Below are 17,501 nucleotides of genomic sequence, written 5' to 3'. Positions count from 1 at the left end.
GCGTAAAGGGGGCAAAATGTCGCACCCGGCCGCCTTGCCAGAGCCGTCTGGTCATGTATCCGCAGCGCGTTGCCGGGCGTCCCACCGGGGTCGCTTCAAACCGGTTGCGTGCAGGGCATGCGCAGTTGCCTGTCGAAGCAGTCATCCATTGTCCGGGAGGACCTGATGAATCTGGAAAGCAAATGGCTGGAGGATTTCAGCGCCCTGGCGGCCACCCGCAGCTTTTCCCAGGCGGCCGAGCGTCGTTTCGTGACTCAGCCAGCGTTCAGTCGGCGTATCCGCAGTCTTGAGTCGGCCTTGGGGCTGACGCTGGTCAATCGTTCGCGCACGCCCATCGAACTGACCGCTGCCGGGCAACTGTTTCTGGTCACCGCGCGTACGGTGGTCGAACAACTGGGTGAGGTCGTGCGCCATCTGCATCACCTGGAAGGCGGGCAGGGCGAGGTCATGCAGGTGGCTGCGGCACACTCCCTGGCGTTGGGGTTCTTTCCGCGCTGGATCGCCCAGTTACGTAATGAAGGGCTGAACATTGCCACCCGGCTGGTGGCCACCAACGTTGGCGATGCCGTACATGCGCTGCGTGAAGGGGGCTGTGATCTGATGCTGGCGTTCTACGATCCTGACGCCGCGCTGCAAATGGACGCTGAAATCTTCCCTTCGCTGCATCTGGGGCATACCGAGATGTTGCCGGTCTGCGCCGCCGATGCCGACGGGCAGCCGTTATTCGACATGGAAGGCGAGGGCAGTGTGCCGTTGCTTGCCTACAGCGCCGGGGCCTTTCTCGGGCGCTCGGTGAATCTGCTGCTGCGTCAGCGCAACCTGCGGTTCACGACGGTTTACGAGACGGCGATGGCCGATAGCCTGAAAAGCATGGCACTGGAAGGGTTGGGCATCGCCTGGGTTCCGCAACTGAGTGTGCGCGCCGAACTGGCGCGCGGTGAACTGGTGGTGTGTGGCGGGCCGCAGTGGCATGTGCCGCTGGAGATTCGCCTGTACCGTTGCGCTCTGGTACGCAAGGCGAATGTGCGCCTGCTGTGGCGCAAGCTTGAGAGTGCAGCGTCGCCGGGCGAAGCATAAAAACGGCCTGTTGTGATGCATGACAACAGGCCGTTTGCTCAGCGAATAGATATGTTATCGACGTATTTGCGAATCAATTCCTTGTTGGCATCGCTGAAGTAATAGCAGGGGATGATTGAGGTGGTGGAATATCCCCACATAGTCGTCTGGCATGGAAAACCGCTAGCCGCCTCATGCGTAGCGCCAAACAGGTGGCCGATCTCATGCGGCAGCGTGTTGTAATCTTTCAGGGACGCCATCGCGACGTGATGGCTTGTTGCTGCAACGCCGTGTAACGTCCCGTGGATTTTATTGGAAGTCACCAGCACGTATTTATGGCGCTCGGACGGGCGTGGCAGGTTTTTAGCGTCTGCGTAAGCGGTGCTCGTCTGAAATAGCCTGTATAACGACTGTTCATCCTCCTCCCCACGATAGGCGAAGTCTGTAAGGCCCGGTTCGTCGTTGATGAATGTGACCGTTGTCCTGCGCCCCGTGATTTCCTGCAACTGAGCGAGAAAGGGATTCAAGTAGTTGTCACCCAGTTCAGCGCGTTCATATTTTGTCAGTTGATCGTGCATGATCACGAACAGTCCCAGATTGGGGCCGTCGGCGCTGGCAAATGGCACGTAAAAAAAGACGGCAAGTGACAGCCAGACTGTCAGTTTGTTTTTCATTGGTACGTTCTCATCCTTGAGAGTCAGGTTAGATTGCGACTTCAATGTCGCGCTTCCAGTTAAACAAATACTGTCCGGGCCTGACAGTCCTGCTATATGGCTTAGCGTCGTAGGGCAAGGCCTTTCATGTTGTAAGGCGCGCTGGTTAACGTGTTGGAATTTCAGTGTGTCCGGCTCCAGGGCACGGCTTGCGTCGATCTCTGGCGGTGGTGCTGACAGAAGGTGATCGCAGGTGCTTTAAACTCACCACTTTGCGGTATACTGCGCGGCCTTTGGCCGGCTAAATCGGTCACTATTCGTACAACAAGCCACGCCGGTTCCCCCGCGTGGCTTGTTGTTTTCAGATGCGCCTGCGGGCGCCCGATGAGAGGCACGACGATGAGCGCACTGGTTGGCGTGATCATGGGCTCCAAGTCCGATTGGTCCACCCTTAGCCACACTGCCGACATGCTGGAAAAGCTCGGCATCCCTTATGAAGTCAAGGTGGTGTCAGCTCACCGCACGCCGGACCTGCTGTTCCAGTACGCCGACGAAGCAGAGGGCCGTGGCATTGAAGTGATCATCGCCGGTGCTGGCGGTGCAGCTCACTTGCCTGGCATGTGTGCCGCCAAGACCCACCTGCCTGTGTTGGGCGTTCCGGTACAGTCGTCGATGCTGTCGGGTGTCGACTCCTTGCTGTCGATCGTGCAGATGCCTGCCGGTATTCCGGTAGCGACCCTGGCCATCGGCAAAGCGGGGGCGATCAACGCTGCGCTGCTTTCGGCCAGTATCCTGGGCGCCAAACACCCTCAATTCCACGCAGCGCTGAAGAAATTCCGCACTGAGCAGACAGACAGCGTCCTGGACAATCCAGACCCACGCCACGCCTGAGGTTTTTCCATGAAGATCGGTGTAATCGGTGGCGGCCAGCTCGGCCGCATGTTGGCATTGGCAGGTACGCCGCTGGGCATGAACTTCGCCTTTCTCGATCCCGCGCCGGATGCCTGTGCTGCTGCACTTGGCGAGCATCTGCGTGCCGATTACGGCGATCTGGACCATCTGCGTCAGTTGGCGGATGAAGTCGATCTGGTGACCTTCGAGTTCGAAAGCGTGCCGGCCGAGACCGTGGCGTTTCTGTCACAGTTCGTACCGGTCTATCCGAGCGCCGAGGCGTTGCGCATTGCGCGTGACCGCTGGTTTGAAAAAAGCATGTTCAAGGATCTGGGCATTCCGACGCCGGCATTCGCCGATATTCAGTCGCAGGCCGATCTGGATGCTGCGGTGGCCAGCATTGGCCTGCCTGCGGTGCTCAAGACCCGCACGCTGGGTTATGACGGCAAGGGCCAGAAAGTCCTGCGCTCGGCAGCAGACGTGACCGATACATTCGCCGAGCTGGGAAGCGTGCCTTGCCTGTTGGAAGGCTTCGTGCCGTTCACTGGCGAAGTGTCGCTGATCGCCGTTCGCGCGCGTGATGGCGAGACCCGGTTCTACCCGCTGGTTCACAACACGCACGACAGCGGCATCCTGCGCCTGTCCATCGCCAGCACCGACCACCCTTTGCAGGCACTGGCCGAAGACTACGCCGGTCGCGTACTGAAGCAGCTGGATTACGTCGGCGTGCTGGCATTCGAGTTCTTTGAGGTCGACGGTGGCCTGAAAGCCAACGAGATTGCACCGCGGGTACACAACTCCGGTCACTGGACCACCGAAGGCGCCGAGTGCAGCCAGTTCGAAAACCACCTGCGGGCGGTTGCCGGTCTGCCGTTGGGCTCCACAGCCAAGGTCGGCGAGAGCGCCATGCTCAACTTCATCGGTGAAGTGCCAGCAGTGGACAAGGTCATCGCCGTCGAAGATTGCCACCTGCACCACTACGGCAAGGCGTTCAAGGCTGGCCGCAAAGTAGGGCACGCTACGGTCCGCAGCGCTGACCGCGCCACGCTGGATCGTCAGGTGAAGTTGGTTGAAGCGCTGATCAAGGGCTGATCAGGCCTGCGGCTGTCTTGCCAATACTTTGCGCTCGGCTTAATACACAAATCCAACTGACTATCGTGCCAATGCTCCGCGTTGGCATGCATTGTGTGACGCTCCGCGTCACAAATCTGCAGCTTGGCGCGGTATCAAGGGCAAAGGAGTCTCAGGCTTCGGTGCTGCCTGTATGTCGGGCTGGATTGAGTGATGCGCTATGGCTGCAATGTGACGCAGAGCGTCACGAAATGCATTACCACGCGGAGCGTGGGAACGAGAATTATCGGAGTGCCAGCCCTGTTTAGCCGTTCTGCGCTATCACCAGGCTCCGTCATTCATGAAGAATTCTCCACCTCGAAGCAAACTGTCCATTGCGCCGGAACCATTCCCTGCCGCTGTTCTCAGATAGCAGTAGGCCGGGGCTGCTCATTAGCCCAGGCATATTCACTTAATACAGAGGGAAATGGCATGGGTATCATTGGAACCATCTTTATCGGCCTGATCGTTGGTCTGTTGGCTCGCTTTCTGAAGCCGGGCGACGACAGCATGGGCTGGATCATGACCATCGTGCTGGGTATCGCCGGCTCGCTTGCAGCCACTTATGGTGGTCAGGCGCTGGGTATCTATCAAGCGGGCGAGGGTGCAGGTTTCCTCGGCGCGCTGGTAGGTGCAATCATCCTGCTGGTTATCTACGGCATGATCAAAAAGAAATAACGTTTAATGTTCAGCCCTCTGTTCTGCGCAGCACAGAGGGCTAGAATGCGCGGCAACTCTTCCTCCTTTGCCGAGCTTTATCATGCGCCGCTTCTTGTTGATGACTCTTCTGCTGCTATCCGGGTTTGCACACGCCCAGTTGCCGGAAACCGACTGGCTTGAGCTGATGCCCAAGTCCGATCAAAAAGCCCTCGAAGCCATGCCCGAGATTGACCACAATTCTCCGGAAGCCATGGGCACGTTCGACAGCAAGGGTGGCTTGAAGCAGAGCAAGGGTTTGCCAGCGGTCATGTATTCGACCAAGACCGTCCCGGCAATGAACGGCAAGACCATTCGTCTTGGCGGTTACCCTGTACCCCTCGAAACCGATGCCAAGGGCCACAGCACGCTGTTCTTCATCGTGCCTTATCCAGGTGCCTGCATCCATGTTCCGCCACCGCCGCCCAACCAGTTGGTGCTGGTGCGTTACCCCAAAGGCTTGAAACTGGATGATATCTACACACCACTGTGGGTAGAAGGCACCCTGAAAATCGAGAAGGTCAGTAACGACCTGGCTGATGCAGCGTATGCGATGGATGCGTCAAAGGTCCGTGTGGTGGTTGAATCGGACCTTTGAAGGCATATCTCTGATCAAATTTCGATCAGAGCGCCTCGCTCCAGATACTCACACCCAGAACATGCATCTGGTCGGGGGCCAGCGTCACCACGTCGTCCAGTACGTTGGCCGTTTCGACACAGACCATGCGCTGCCAGCCATCTGCTGCCATGTCGGTGAATTTGCCGGTTTTCTCGATCCACGGGTTCCACAGGATGGCTGATCTCGAGCCGGTGCTGCGAATGTGGATGCGGCGCTGCCATTGGGGGTCAACGATGCTGAGTACACCCGGCGTGTCCTTGTAGATACGGTCGGTTTCGCCAGTGAACGTCAGGTCGCCGGTCTGCTCGCGTTCTTCCCAGTTTGCCAGGGTTTCGACGTAGCGCAGGCCGTCGAGCCCTTCGACGCTGACCTGACGTACATCGCTGAGGGCGAAATAGGTATGCAGCGCCTGGCTGATCACCACAGGCTCAGTGCCACAGTTGTAGCTGACCAGACTGACATTCAGTGCGTGGTCCAGACGAATGCTTAGTTTCAGGGCGACGTTGTGCGGCCAGCCCGGCAAGTGGCCTTCGGCCTCGGGAAGGACGAACTCTACCAGCAGTGCATCGCCATCTGCTCCGATCCCCAGCAGCTGCCAATCCAGCGCTCGCACTTCACCATGCGCCTTGGCGGGTTCGCTGCTGTCGCGCATTGCCTGCACGCTTTGCGGGTTGCGTTCCAGATTACCGAACCACGGCCAGCAGATGGGCATGCCCGCGCGAATGGGTTTGCCTTGCTTGAAAACGGCTTCTTCATTCAGCCACACCAGCGGCTGCTGTCCGGCCACTTGATAGCTGAGGATATGTGCGCCCTGCTGGGCAACCAGCAGCTCTGCTTCGCCGTGGCGAATGCGCCAGCAGTTCAGTTCGTCGTACTGGACAGATTCAACGTTGGGTTCAACCGGGGATGTTGGCATGCAAAGTTCTCACTCAATGACCGTGACGAAAATAGACCGCTTCATGCAGGGCGAGTTTAACCGGACAGCCAGCCATGGGTTGAGCAACCATTTACCGTCGTGCGGGAACCGAGCGTGTCCGCCCGCTGGAATCTATGGCCACGAACACGAATGCGGCCTCAGTGACCTTGCGCCATTCGCTGGTGACCGGGTCATCGCTCCACACTTCGACCATCATCTTGATCGAGGTGCGTCCGACTTCCAGGGTGCGGGTATAAAAGGAAAGCTGTTCGCCAACCGCGACCGGAACCAGAAACGCCATGCGATCAATCGCAACGGTCGCTACACGGCCGCCAGCCACTTTACTGGCCATGGCTGTACCCGCCAGGTCCATCTGGGAGACCAGCCAGCCGCCGAAGATGTCGCCAAAGCCATTGGTTTCGCGGGGAAGGGCGGTAATTTGCAGTGCAAGGTCGCCTTGCGGAGTTGGATCTTCTTGTTCGAGCTCGATCATGCCTAGGGTGCCTCTGACCCATGACTCTCATTATTGTATGCCGCGGTTAACAGGCGCCATTCAAAACCATGCGCATGAACATTGTGTGTCCAGTGCCGGTGTGGCCCATAGAGAAACTCTGCGAAACCCGCTGATTCAGACGTTTTCGCACAACTTCCCACTGCTGCTGACGGCTTGCGAGTATATCGGGCGTTGCGTCATAGAACGACCGTCGGGTTTCCATTTTGTAATGATGCAGTTCTTGACATGTGTTTTTGAGAGCAATTTGCTATCTTGCTGGACCTCTACAGGTGACAAGACTGCCTGTACACGCAATTTTGGTGCCTATCTGCGCCTTTGCCCTCGACAATCGCTTCTGCACGGCACCCCGCAGCAGCCAGCGTTGCTGTCGCTTGCCCCTTTTCAAAGAACACGTAAAGAGAAGCCTTGTCATGTCATCTGTTCCTTCAAGTTCCACGCAGCCTGCGCGGCCTTTGACCCGCAGCGATTACAAAACCCTTTCGCTGTCTGCTCTGGGTGGCGCGCTGGAGTTCTACGACTTCATCATTTTCGTGTTTTTCGCGGCGGTGGTCGGCAAGCTGTTTTTCCCGGTGGACATGCCTGACTGGCTGCGCATGATGCAGACGTTCGGCATTTTCGCCGCCGGTTATCTGGCGAGGCCACTGGGCGGCATTATCATGGCGCACTTCGGCGATCTGCTGGGGCGCAAGAAAATGTTCACGCTGAGCATTTTCATGATGGCGGTGCCGACCCTGATCATGGGCTTGCTGCCGACCTACGCGCAGATCGGCATGTGGGCGCCGATTCTGCTGCTGTTGATGCGCGTCATTCAAGGCGCCGCCATCGGCGGTGAAGTGCCTGGCGCCTGGGTATTCGTCTCCGAGCATGTACCCGCCCGTCGTGTCGGGTATGCCTGCGGCACCCTGACCGCGGGCCTGACAGCGGGCATCCTGCTGGGCTCGCTGGTCGCCACGGCGATCAACAGTATTTATACCCCGGTCGAAGTGTCGGATTACGCCTGGCGGATCCCTTTCCTGCTGGGTGGCGTGTTTGGCCTGATGTCGGTTTATCTGCGTCGTCTGTTGCACGAAACGCCGGTGTTCGCCGAACTGCAGCTGCGCAAGGCGCTGGCTGAAGAAGTGCCGCTCAAGGCGGTGCTGCGTGATCATCGTGGTGCCGTTGCACTATCGATGCTGATGACCTGGTTGCTGTCGGCCGGCATCATCGTCGTGATCCTGATGACGCCGACCATTCTGCAAACCATCTATGGCTTTCCGGCGGCTACGGCGCTGAAGGCCAACAGCCTGGCTATCGTGTTTCTCAGCCTGGGTTGCATCGCAGCGGGTGCCCTGGCGGATCGCTTTGGCGCCGGCTGGGTGTTTCTGTTGGGCAGCGCAGGGTTACTGGCCAGTTCCTGGACGTTCTATCACGTCCTCGGCAGCCATCCGGAAGTGCTGTTCCCGCTGTATGCCGTGACCGGTCTGTTCGTCGGTACGATCGGCGCGGTTCCTTACGTCATGGTCAAGGCTTTCCCGCCTGTGGTGCGCTTCTCGGGGTTGTCGTTTTCCTACAACCTGGCGTACGCCATTTTCGGGGGGCTGACGCCGATGGTTGTGACGTTCATGCTCAAGAGCAGCCCGATGGGCCCGGCCTGGTATGTCGCGATTCTCTGCGGCCTGGGTATGGCAATTGGCGTGTTTTTGCTGACCAGAAAGCGTTGATCAGCACCCGCTGGTAAATGCTCAAGGCATCCGCTACAGCGAAAGGCTATCTCCCTGCGAAGGGCGATAGCCTTTTCATCTTATTGTCATAATCAATTCATAGAGTAGTCACAAGACTGGCCCAAAAAGGCTTGTGGACACCTACATACCCTGCCAGGAGCGCAAGGATGACACTCAAGCGTTTGATGGCTGCACTGACATGGGTTGCCGCCAGCGTGATGGCAGCCAATACGCTGGCTGCCGTCGACCCTGCCATCAAGGCCTATACCAGGACCTCCGGTGTGTCGGGCAATCTCTCCAGTGTCGGCTCCGATACCCTGGCAAATCTCATGACCCTGTGGGCCGAGGCCTACAAGAAAGAATACCCGAGCGTTAACATCCAGATTCAAGCGGCTGGCTCTTCCACAGCGCCACCTGCGCTGACCGAAGGCACGGCCAATCTGGGGCCCATGAGCCGCAAGATGAAAGACGGCGAACTATCGGCTTTTGAGCAGAAGCACGGCTATAAACCGACCGCTATTCCGGTGGCCGTGGATGCATTGGCCGTATTCGTGCACAAGGACAATCCGATCAAAGGCCTGACCCTGCAGCAGGTGGATGCAATCTTTTCTGCGACCCGCCTGTGTGGTGCCAGGGCGGATGCGAAAACCTGGGGTGATGTCGGTGTGAGCGGCAACCTGGCAGGCAAGCCGATTCAGTTGTTCGGTCGTAACTCGGTGTCGGGCACTTACGGTTACTTCAAGGAAGAAGCCCTGTGCAAAGGCGATTTCAAAGCCAACGTCAACGAACAGCCCGGTTCCGCCTCGGTGGTCAGCGCCATCAGCAATTCGCTTAACGGCATTGGCTACTCGGGCATCGGCTACAAGACATCCAATGTCAGGACCGTTCCGCTGGCGAAGAAGGAGGGGGGCGAGTTTGTCGAAGACAGCGAAGCCAACACTTTGAATGGCAGTTACCCCTTGTCGCGCTTTCTCTATGTCTATGTGAACAAGACGCCCAATCAGCCTCTGGCACCGCTGGAGGCCGAGTTCATTAAACTGGTGCTGTCCAGACAGGGCCAGGAAGTGGTGATGAAAGACGGTTATATTCCGCTGCCTGCTCGTGTGGTGGAAAAGACACTTGCCGATCTCGGCCTGCAAGATACGAGCGGCCTGGCAGTAAAAAAGTAGTCACGTACAGCTTGCAAGCGAGGCTCAATGGACTGGCCTGCACACAAATTGATCAGTCCGCCGCCGGACTCATGGGCAGCGGGCTTTTCTGCGTCACCTTGCTGTAATGTTTTTGTCATACAAGGCGTCTACGGTGTGTGCGCATGAATGAGCTGTTCAAATCTTCGATGGACCAGAGTTCGCCGCCAGCGCGTATTGATTTCAATACGCCCGCTATGGTGAGGAAGCGCCGTGTCCGTGCGTTCAAGGATCGTCTGACTCACTGGTACGTTGCCATTGGTGGCCTTGCCGTTCTGGCAGCCATCACACTGATCTTCTTCTATCTGGCCTACGTCGTCGCGCCGCTCTTCAAAGGCGCAAGCCTTACTTCCGAACCCGTGCTGAATACTGCCTGGATGCAGGATGCGGGCACGCCGTTGATGATCGCAATCGAAGAGCAGAACCAGATCGGGATGCGCATTTCCGACAAGGGCGAAGTCATCTTTTTCAACGTCAAGGATGGCGCAGAACTGCATAGGGTTGCCTTGCCGCTGCCCGCTGGCGTGTCTGTCGCTTCCATCGGCAAGGATCAGCCCGGCGCACCATTAATAGCTTTGGGCTTGTCCAATGGCCAGGTGCTGGTGTTCAGGCACTCGTACCTGACGACCTACCCGAACAATCAGAAAACCATCACCCCGAGCGTGGCCTGGCCCTACGGCGAAGCGCCTTTGGTGCTGGACGATGCCGGTCGCGCAGTCGAGCATGTGACCGTCAGTGCTGATGGCGACAGCCTCAAGCTGGCAGGGTCTACCGGCACTCAGTTGCACGTTATCTCGCTCGAGCAGAAAGAAAACATGATGACCGGCGAGATGACGCGTGAGCAGACGCGCATCGAGCTACCGCAGATGTCGGCCGCCGTTAAAGCGATTTACATCGACCCGCGCCAGCAATGGTTGTATGTCATCAATGGTCGCGCGCAGGCGGATGTGTTCAGCCTGCGCGACCGAACCCTCAATGGCCGCTATAAATTGCTGGAAGACGGTAACGCCGAGATCACGGCGAGTGCCCAGCTGGTCGGCGGCATTTCGCTGATCATCGGCAACTCGAAGGGCAGTATGTCCCAGTGGTTCATGGCCCGGGACACTGACGGCGAGCAGCGCCTGATGCGCATCCGCGACTTCAAAATGGGCAGCGCACCTATCGAGCAGATCAAGGCCGAGCAGCGTCGCAAGGGTTTCATCGCTCTGGATGCGTCCGGCAAGCTGGGCGTGTTCCACAGCACCGCGCACCGAACCTTGCTGATCGACAAGGTAACTGACGGTCCCGGCATTCTGGCGTTATCACCGCGCGCCAACCGGGTTTTGATCGAAAGCGCTGGCAAGCTGTTGCCGCTGGCGCTGGATAACCCGCACCCGGAAGTCTCGTGGAGTTCGCTGTGGGGCAAGGTCTGGTATGAGAATTACGACGAGCCCAAGTACGTTTGGCAATCCACGGCGTCCAACTCCGACTTCGAGCCCAAGCTGAGCCTGGCACCCTTGACCTACGGCACCCTGAAAGCGGCGTTCTACGCCATGTTGCTGGCCGCGCCGCTGGCCGTGGCGGCCGCGATCTACACCGCCTACTTCATGGCGCCGGGCATGCGCCGCAAGGTCAAGCCGGTGATTGAATTGATGGAAGCGATGCCGACGGTGATTCTCGGTTTCTTTGCCGGATTGTTTCTGGCGCCTTATCTGGAAGGTCATTTGCCGGGCATCTTCAGTTTGCTGCTGCTCACGCCGATCGGCATTTTGCTGGCGGGCTTTTTCTGGACCCGTCTGCCTGATTCGCTTCGCCTGCGCGTGCCCGATGGCTGGGAAGGCGCGATCCTGATTCCCGTTGTGCTATTGGTGGGCTGGTTTTCACTGAGCATGAGCCCGCACCTGGAGAGCTGGTTCTTCGGCGGTGACATGAGTACATGGATCCGCGACCAACTGGGCATCACCTACGATCAGCGCAACGCGTTGGTGGTCGGCATTGCAATGGGTTTCGCGGTGATCCCCAACATCTACTCGATTGCCGAAGACGCCGTGTTCAGCGTGCCGCGCAGCCTGACACTGGGCTCTCTGGCACTGGGCGCGACGCCGTGGCAGACCCTGACGCGGGTAGTCATTCTGACCGCCAGCCCGGGTATTTTTTCGGCCTTGATGATCGGCATGGGTCGGGCGGTGGGGGAAACCATGATTGTGCTGATGGCGACCGGCAACACGCCGATCATGGACATGAATCTATTTGAAGGCATGCGCACGCTGGCGGCCAATGTCGCGGTGGAGATGCCAGAGTCGGAAGTAGGCGGTAGCCATTATCGGGTGTTGTTTCTGGCGGCGTTGGTGCTGTTGATGTTCACCTTTGTGATGAACACCCTCGCGGAGTTGATTCGTCAGCGTCTGCGCAAGCAATACTCGGCGTTGTAAGGAAGGTAGGCGTTGGTGAAGCGGAACTCCCTCAAGAGCTGGTTCAAAAGCGGCGCCCCCGGCGTCTGGATGAGTGCGGGTGCCGTATCCATCGCTGTCATCATGACCATCGGCCTGCTGGCGGTGATCGCCGTGCGGGGGCTTGGGCACTTTTGGCCCGCTGATCTGGTGGTCGCACGTTATGCGGTGCCCAATCAGGAATCGAGTGTGCTGGTCGGTGAGCGGGTCGAGCAGGAACAGGTCCCTCGCGCGCGTCTGAAAAGTGCAGGCCTGCCGGTGCCTGATCAAGGGCCGGAGTTCATGACCCGTGAGCTGTTCAAGGTCGGCAACCGTGACCTCAACCCCAGCGATTTCACCTGGGTTGTGGGCGACTGGCTGACCGACCAGAGCCGTCCTGCCGAACTGATGACGCTGGAGCGCCGGGAGTGGGGCAATTTCTACGGCTATCTGGTCAACGTCAAAGAGAATGGCCGGATAGTGGCGCAAGGCGAAGCTGCCTGGCCGATTCTGCAAGAGCGCATCAAGCGCGTCGAGAAGCTGGCTGACGAACTCTACATTCTGGAAAAGAAAGACATCGGGGCCATCAATCACGGTATTGAGCGCCTGCGTCTGCAGGCCCGCAAGCTGGAACTCAATGGCCGGCTCGATGCCGCTGCGCAAGCTGACATGGCTGCAGAACGTGCCGAGCTGGACGCGCGTTACAAGGTCATCGAGGGGCGTCTGGACGGTCTGCATGAGGCTTTTGATCGCGACAGCCTGACGGCACGCGATGGCAATGGCAAAGAAATCGAACTCAGCCTGGGCAAAGTGGTGCGTGCTTACCAGCCCAACGCGATGGGCACCGTTGCCAAGCTGGGTTTCTATTTCCAGAAACTGTGGGAATTTCTCAGTGACGACCCTCGCGAAGCCAACACCGAAGGGGGTATTTTCCCGGCTATCTTCGGCACGGTGATGATGACCCTGATCATGGCAGTGATCGTGACGCCGTTCGGTGTGCTGGCAGCGGTTTACCTGCGCGAGTACGCGCGTCAGGGGCCGGTTACCCGGCTGATCCGCATTGCCGTGAACAACCTGGCCGGTGTGCCGGCGATTGTGTACGGCGTGTTCGGCCTCGGTTTTTTCGTTTATGTGCTCGGCGGCTCGGTAGACCGGCTGTTCTTTCCTGAAGCGCTGCCAGCCCCGACGTTTGGTACGCCAGGCCTGTTATGGGCCTCGCTGACCCTGGCGCTGCTGGCCGTGCCGGTGGTGATCGTGGCCACAGAAGAAGGGTTGGCGCGTATCCCGCTGACCCTGCGTGAAGGCTCGCTGGCGTTGGGCGCGACCAAGGCCGAGACGCTGTGGAAGATTGTATTGCCAATGGCCAGCCCGGCGATGATGACCGGCCTGATTCTGGCGGTGGCGCGTGCTGCCGGGGAAGTTGCGCCCTTAATGCTGGTGGGCGTCGTCAAGCTGGCGCCGTCGCTGCCGCTGGACGGCAACTATCCTTATCTGCATCTCGATCAGAAGATCATGCACCTGGGTTTCCACATTTACGACGTTGGCTTCCAGAGCCCCAACGTCGAAGCGGCACGCCCGCTGGTCTACGCCACCGCTCTGTTGTTGGTGCTGGTCATCGCCTTGCTCAATCTCTCGGCGGTGAGTATCCGTAACCATTTGCGGGAAAAATATAAGGCGCTCGACAATTGATCCCGAATTCGCCCTTTGGCAAACGCAGCCGTTCGATGAAGCGAATCGTTCGCACAGGAGCAATCCATGCAGCATGAAAGCCCGACCCATGGCATGAACATGTCGGCCTTGAGGCGTCACAAGCAACGCCTGGATCTGGCCGATGAGACCGTGGCCATCGAAGTGCCGGGTCTTAATCTGTTCTATGGCGACAAGCAGGCGCTGTTTGATATTGCCCTGAATATCCCCAAGCAGAAGGTGACCTCGTTCATCGGTCCGTCCGGTTGTGGCAAGTCGACCCTGTTGCGCAGTTTCAATCGCATGAACGATCTGGTCGATGGCTGCCGCGTTGAAGGCGCAATCAACCTGTACGGTCACAACATCTACACCAAGGGCGAGGAAGTTGCTGAGTTGCGTCGGCGCGTCGGCATGGTGTTCCAGAAGCCGAACCCGTTCCCCAAGACGATTTATGAAAACGTGGTCTACGGCCTGCGCATTCAGGGTATCAACAAGAAGCGCGTACTCGATGAAGCTGTCGAGTGGGCGCTGAAAGCCTCTGCGCTCTGGGATGAGGTCAAGGATCGACTGCATGAGTCGGCGTTGGGATTGTCCGGAGGGCAGCAACAGCGTCTGGTTATTGCCCGAACGATCGCCGTGGAGCCGGAAGTCCTGCTGCTCGACGAACCCTGTTCGGCACTTGACCCGATTTCGACCCTTAAAGTCGAAGAACTGATCTACGAACTGAAATCGAAATACACCATTGTGATCGTTACGCACAACATGCAGCAGGCGGCTCGGGTGTCGGATTACACCGCGTTTATGTACATGGGCAAACTCGTCGAGTTCGGTGATACAGACACCTTGTTCACCAACCCGGCAAAAAAACAGACAGAAGACTACATCACCGGTCGTTACGGCTAGGACGTGCTTCGTCAGACCTGAACCACCGCTGCGTTTTCGCTATTAACCGGACGTTCCAAGGACACCCAGCATGATCCACAAAGACAGCCATACGCATCACATTTCCCAACAGTTCAACGCTGAACTCGAAGACGTTCGCAGCCATTTGCTCGAAATGGGTGGCCTGGTCGAGAAGCAGGTGAACGATTCTGTCACGGCACTGATCGAGGCCGACTCCGGTCTTGCCCAGCGCGTTCGCGAGGTCGACGACCGGATCAATCAGATGGAGCGCAGCATCGACGAAGAATGCCTGCGCATTCTGGCTCGTCGCCAGCCTGCGGCGTCCGATCTGCGCCTGATCATCAGCATTTCCAAGTCGGTGATCGACCTGGAGCGCATCGGTGATGAAGCCACCAAGATCGCCCGCCGTGCCATCAAACTCTGCGAAGAGGGCGAGGCACCGCGTGGTTACGTCGAGGTTCGTCATATCGGTGATCAGGTGCGCAACATGGTGCGCGATGCCCTGGACTCATTCGCGCGCTTCGACGCCGAGCTGGCCCTGTCGGTCGCGCAGTACGACAAGACCATCGACCGTGAGTACAAAACCGCCCTGCGCGAGCTGGCGACCTACATGATGGAAGATCCACGCTCGATCTCCCGCGTGCTGGACGTCATCTGGGTGCTGCGCTCTCTGGAGCGTATCGGCGACCATGCACGCAACATTTCCGAGCTGGTGATTTATCTGGTGCGTGGCACCGACGTGCGGCACATGGGTCTCAAGCGCATGAAGGAAGAAGTGCAGGGTATATCGAGCGAAACCGCTAATGTTCCGGGCGACGCTGACGATAAGTAAGATTGCCTGCGAGAAAAACGCCCAGCATGCGCTGGGCGTTTTTCGTTGTGCAGATGAGTATTCCCGTCGCCTGCGGATTAAATGTCGCGGCGCAGTCAATCAATATGGCAGTTGGCCACCGGTCAACGCTATGCTTGCCGAAACAAAGGGCGTGTTGGCATACCGCAGTTCGCCTCCAGGTGAACACGCCCGCAGGAGCGTCGATGAGTAAGGTCAGTGTATTGGTGGTGGATGACGCGACTTTCATTCGCGACTTGGTCAAGAAAGGGCTGCGCAATTATTTTCCCGGGATTCATACCGAGGACGCAGTCAACGGTCGCAAGGCTCAGGCTTTGCTGGGCAAAGAGCCGTTCGATCTGATTCTGTGCGACTGGGAAATGCCCGAGATGTCCGGCCTGGAGCTGTTGGCATGGTGCCGCGAGCAGGACAATTACCTGAGAACCGTGCCGTTCATCATGGTGACCAGCCGTGGTGACAAGGAAAACGTTGTGCAGGCTATTCAGGCTGGCGTGACCGATTTTGTCGGCAAACCGTTCACCAACGAGCAGTTGCTGACCAAGGTCAAGAAGGCGCTGGCGAAGGTCGGCAAGCTTGATGCCGTTATGTCCACAGCCCCGGCACGCATGAACTCGCCGCTCAATGACTCGCTCAGTGCATTGACCGGCGGCAAGGCCGAAGTGGTTCGCGCAGCACCAGCACAAGCAGCAGCGCCTGCCGGTATCGCCAAAGCACCGCCGGTTGCAGCCAAATCGGCGGAGCCTGCCGGTCGTGGACAGGGCCAGTTGCGCCTGCCCAACGGCATTCAGCCGTGCGTGATCAAGGCTTTGACGCTGAAAGACGCCACACTGGTCATACGCGTCAGCGAAAACCTGCCGCAGGTGCTCGACAGCGCGGTACTGGACCTTGAGCAAGGCGAGAGCAACGAGGTCGCACGCCTGAATGGCTACCTGCACTCCGTCGCCGCGTTTGAGCAGAAGCCTGACAGTGAATGGCTGCAAGTGACTTTCCGCTTTGTCGATCAGGATGCGCAGAAGCTCGACTACCTGTCGCGCCTGATCGCACGCGGCACGGCTCAGAAGCACTTTGTCCCCGGCGCCTGATACACGCCTTCCTGCTGACTGGCATGCCGACGTTCGCGTTGGCATGCGCCTGACAGCTACCCAATAACTTCACCCCGCTGCAATCCCCCCGCTGATCATGCTGTGTCTGTGGTTTTTCTGGCGCGTTATTCATGTCCGATTGATACCGACGAGTCCTCTTCTGTCTGCAAGGCTGCTAGGCTTGGCACCCAGTGCCCTTGAACCCGAACGTCTCTGATGCTTGCACGCCTGCTTATCCTGTTTACCCTGACGTTGACTGTGCAGTCGGCCGGGGCAGTCACGATCTATAAATTCACCGATGCCGATGGCGTGGTGTCGTTCTCGGACCGGCCAACGCCTGGCGCATCGGTCATGGTGTTTCGGGACCGGATGGTCGAGCGTATCGACGGCCAGGTGCATTTGAGCGTCAGGCGTGAAAAGGGCGTGCACAGCCTGTACGTGCGCAACGATCTATACGCCCCGGTCGAGGTCGAACTCAAGCTTTCCAGTGTGACCAACGTGCTGGGCGTCTCTGGCTCGTCAGCAACGCTACGCCGCACGATCCCTGCGCGCAGTAACGAACGTGTGGTGGTGCTGAGCCCCAAAGTGGGGAGCAAGCCGATGAACTACGCCTCGGTGCTGACTTCAACCCTGGGCGATCCCAAAGGTTCGGTGCAGGCCTATAAATACCCATTGCCGTGGATTGGCGGTCCGTTTCGCCTGACTCAGGGGCCGAATGGCAAATACAGTCATTACGGCGCCAAGGGCCGCTATGCGATGGACATTGCCATGCCCGAAGGCACACCGATCATCGCCGCACGCGGCGGGACGGTGATAAAGATTGAAAACAGCCAGTCAGGCAGGGGGTCGAATGCGTCAGGCAACTTCGTACGTATTCTGCACGAAGACGGCACGATGGGCGTCTACCTGCACCTGATGCGCGGTTCGGTGAGTGTCAGGGAAGGTCAGCGGGTCAGCGTCGGAACCGCGCTGGCGCGGTCGGGTAATACCGGCAACAGCACCGGCCCGCATCTGCACTTTGTCGTGCAACGCAACTCGGGCCATGAACTGGTATCGATCCCCTACGAGTTCGCCAGGCCGGTGCAGAGCCTGCCCAACTTCGCCGTCGGCGGAAATTGACTGCTGGAGCGGACCTTGTATTTCCTGACTATTTATCGCTCCCACGCTCCGCGTGGTAGCGCCGTTCAGGACGCTCTGCGTCCGCTTTTGAGTATGCGGCGCGGCGCAGAT

At 58.6% G+C, this 17,501-nt stretch carries 16 protein-coding genes; 13 read left to right on the top strand and 3 right to left on the bottom strand.

The annotated features are described in order from the left end of the window. Nucleotides 1-165 precede the first annotated feature (165 nt). A complete protein-coding gene (locus tag AO068_RS03215) occupies nucleotides 166-1,077 on the top strand; it encodes a LysR substrate-binding domain-containing protein (protein ID WP_002555901.1) in 912 nt (303 codons plus the stop codon). Between the two features lie 38 nt (nucleotides 1,078-1,115). Here the strand turns inward: AO068_RS03215 and AO068_RS03210 are convergent, their stop codons facing one another. Continuing rightward, on the bottom strand, nucleotides 1,116-1,730 hold the full coding sequence (locus AO068_RS03210; protein WP_058407695.1) for a reprolysin-like metallopeptidase: 615 nt from the start codon (nucleotides 1,728-1,730) through the stop codon (nucleotides 1,116-1,118). Between the two features lie 378 nt (nucleotides 1,731-2,108). Here AO068_RS03210 and purE point away from each other — a divergent pair, with 378 nt between their 5' ends. The 4 genes from purE to AO068_RS03190 all read left to right on the top strand — a co-directional run bounded on the left by purE (nucleotide 2,109) and on the right by AO068_RS03190 (nucleotide 5,004). Continuing rightward, a complete protein-coding gene (gene purE / locus AO068_RS03205) occupies nucleotides 2,109-2,600 on the top strand; it encodes a 5-(carboxyamino)imidazole ribonucleotide mutase (RefSeq protein WP_007252261.1) in 492 nt (163 codons plus the stop codon). Nucleotides 2,601-2,609: 9 nt separating this feature from the next. Further along, the gene (locus AO068_RS03200) at nucleotides 2,610-3,692 is read left to right on the top strand and encodes a 5-(carboxyamino)imidazole ribonucleotide synthase (protein WP_002555897.1); all 1,083 of its coding nucleotides are present in this window, start codon (nucleotides 2,610-2,612) and stop codon (nucleotides 3,690-3,692) included. A 450-nt stretch (nucleotides 3,693-4,142) separates the two neighbouring features. Further along, entirely contained in the window at nucleotides 4,143-4,388 is a 246-nt protein-coding gene (locus tag AO068_RS03195) for a GlsB/YeaQ/YmgE family stress response membrane protein (RefSeq protein ID WP_002555896.1), read from the top strand. Nucleotides 4,389-4,470: 82 nt separating this feature from the next. After that, the gene (locus AO068_RS03190; protein ID WP_058407632.1) at nucleotides 4,471-5,004 is read left to right on the top strand and encodes a DUF3299 domain-containing protein; all 534 of its coding nucleotides are present in this window, start codon (nucleotides 4,471-4,473) and stop codon (nucleotides 5,002-5,004) included. Between the two features lie 25 nt (nucleotides 5,005-5,029). On the opposite strand, the gene AO068_RS03185 is transcribed toward AO068_RS03190, so the two are convergent. Beyond that, nucleotides 5,030-5,941: a D-hexose-6-phosphate mutarotase gene (locus AO068_RS03185; protein ID WP_058407631.1), complete on the bottom strand. Its 912-nt coding sequence runs from the start codon at nucleotides 5,939-5,941 to the stop codon at nucleotides 5,030-5,032. A gap of 91 nt (nucleotides 5,942-6,032) precedes the next feature. Further along, entirely contained in the window at nucleotides 6,033-6,434 is a 402-nt protein-coding gene (locus AO068_RS03180) for an acyl-CoA thioesterase (RefSeq protein WP_003378389.1), read from the bottom strand. Between the two features lie 431 nt (nucleotides 6,435-6,865). Between AO068_RS03180 and AO068_RS03175 the strand changes: the two genes are divergently transcribed. From AO068_RS03175 to AO068_RS03140, 8 genes are all read left to right on the top strand, one after another. Then, the gene (locus AO068_RS03175) at nucleotides 6,866-8,155 is read left to right on the top strand and encodes an MFS transporter (protein WP_058402536.1); all 1,290 of its coding nucleotides are present in this window, start codon (nucleotides 6,866-6,868) and stop codon (nucleotides 8,153-8,155) included. Nucleotides 8,156-8,322: 167 nt separating this feature from the next. Beyond that, a complete protein-coding gene (locus AO068_RS03170; RefSeq protein WP_058407630.1) occupies nucleotides 8,323-9,324 on the top strand; it encodes a phosphate ABC transporter substrate-binding protein PstS in 1,002 nt (333 codons plus the stop codon). Nucleotides 9,325-9,467: 143 nt separating this feature from the next. Then, nucleotides 9,468-11,753, top strand: coding sequence for an ABC transporter permease subunit (locus tag AO068_RS03165; RefSeq protein ID WP_058407629.1), 2,286 nt, complete (start codon nucleotides 9,468-9,470; stop codon nucleotides 11,751-11,753). Nucleotides 11,754-11,822: 69 nt separating this feature from the next. Continuing rightward, on the top strand, nucleotides 11,823-13,439 hold the full coding sequence (gene pstA / locus AO068_RS03160; protein ID WP_177342341.1) for a phosphate ABC transporter permease PstA: 1,617 nt from the start codon (nucleotides 11,823-11,825) through the stop codon (nucleotides 13,437-13,439). A 66-nt stretch (nucleotides 13,440-13,505) separates the two neighbouring features. Beyond that, on the top strand, nucleotides 13,506-14,339 hold the full coding sequence (gene pstB, locus AO068_RS03155; protein WP_005734982.1) for a phosphate ABC transporter ATP-binding protein PstB: 834 nt from the start codon (nucleotides 13,506-13,508) through the stop codon (nucleotides 14,337-14,339). 70 nt (nucleotides 14,340-14,409) lie between these two features. Next, nucleotides 14,410-15,171, top strand: coding sequence for a phosphate signaling complex protein PhoU (gene phoU, locus AO068_RS03150; protein ID WP_002555887.1), 762 nt, complete (start codon nucleotides 14,410-14,412; stop codon nucleotides 15,169-15,171). 203 nt (nucleotides 15,172-15,374) lie between these two features. Beyond that, nucleotides 15,375-16,271: a response regulator gene (locus tag AO068_RS03145; RefSeq protein WP_058402540.1), complete on the top strand. Its 897-nt coding sequence runs from the start codon at nucleotides 15,375-15,377 to the stop codon at nucleotides 16,269-16,271. A gap of 216 nt (nucleotides 16,272-16,487) precedes the next feature. Continuing rightward, the gene (locus AO068_RS03140; RefSeq protein WP_058407628.1) at nucleotides 16,488-17,390 is read left to right on the top strand and encodes a peptidoglycan DD-metalloendopeptidase family protein; all 903 of its coding nucleotides are present in this window, start codon (nucleotides 16,488-16,490) and stop codon (nucleotides 17,388-17,390) included. The last annotated feature ends 111 nt before the right edge of the window (nucleotides 17,391-17,501 follow it).

It is taken from the genome of Pseudomonas sp. ICMP 3272 (assembly GCF_001466905.1).
GTDB classification, from domain to species: domain Bacteria; phylum Pseudomonadota; class Gammaproteobacteria; order Pseudomonadales; family Pseudomonadaceae; genus Aquipseudomonas; species Aquipseudomonas amygdali.
This window is presented reverse-complemented; position numbering and strand designations above follow the sequence as displayed.

Bases quoted from the DNA above. Each gene is read 5' to 3' on its own strand.
- AO068_RS03215 (WP_002555901.1), top strand. From the start codon at position 166: ATGAATCTGGAAAGCAAATGGCTGGAGGATTTCAGCGCCCTGGCGGCC.
- AO068_RS03210 (WP_058407695.1), bottom strand. From the start codon at position 1,730: ATGAAAAACAAACTGACAGTCTGGCTGTCACTTGCCGTCTTTTTTTAC.
- purE (WP_007252261.1), top strand. From the start codon at position 2,109: ATGAGCGCACTGGTTGGCGTGATCATGGGCTCCAAGTCCGATTGGTCC.
- AO068_RS03200 (WP_002555897.1), top strand. From the start codon at position 2,610: ATGAAGATCGGTGTAATCGGTGGCGGCCAGCTCGGCCGCATGTTGGCA.
- AO068_RS03195 (WP_002555896.1), top strand. From the start codon at position 4,143: ATGGGTATCATTGGAACCATCTTTATCGGCCTGATCGTTGGTCTGTTG.
- AO068_RS03190 (WP_058407632.1), top strand. From the start codon at position 4,471: ATGCGCCGCTTCTTGTTGATGACTCTTCTGCTGCTATCCGGGTTTGCA.
- AO068_RS03185 (WP_058407631.1), bottom strand. From the start codon at position 5,941: ATGCCAACATCCCCGGTTGAACCCAACGTTGAATCTGTCCAGTACGAC.
- AO068_RS03180 (WP_003378389.1), bottom strand. From the start codon at position 6,434: ATGATCGAGCTCGAACAAGAAGATCCAACTCCGCAAGGCGACCTTGCA.
- AO068_RS03175 (WP_058402536.1), top strand. From the start codon at position 6,866: ATGTCATCTGTTCCTTCAAGTTCCACGCAGCCTGCGCGGCCTTTGACC.
- AO068_RS03170 (WP_058407630.1), top strand. From the start codon at position 8,323: ATGACACTCAAGCGTTTGATGGCTGCACTGACATGGGTTGCCGCCAGC.
- AO068_RS03165 (WP_058407629.1), top strand. From the start codon at position 9,468: ATGAATGAGCTGTTCAAATCTTCGATGGACCAGAGTTCGCCGCCAGCG.
- pstA (WP_177342341.1), top strand. From the start codon at position 11,823: ATGAGTGCGGGTGCCGTATCCATCGCTGTCATCATGACCATCGGCCTG.
- pstB (WP_005734982.1), top strand. From the start codon at position 13,506: ATGCAGCATGAAAGCCCGACCCATGGCATGAACATGTCGGCCTTGAGG.
- phoU (WP_002555887.1), top strand. From the start codon at position 14,410: ATGATCCACAAAGACAGCCATACGCATCACATTTCCCAACAGTTCAAC.
- AO068_RS03145 (WP_058402540.1), top strand. From the start codon at position 15,375: ATGAGTAAGGTCAGTGTATTGGTGGTGGATGACGCGACTTTCATTCGC.
- AO068_RS03140 (WP_058407628.1), top strand. From the start codon at position 16,488: ATGCTTGCACGCCTGCTTATCCTGTTTACCCTGACGTTGACTGTGCAG.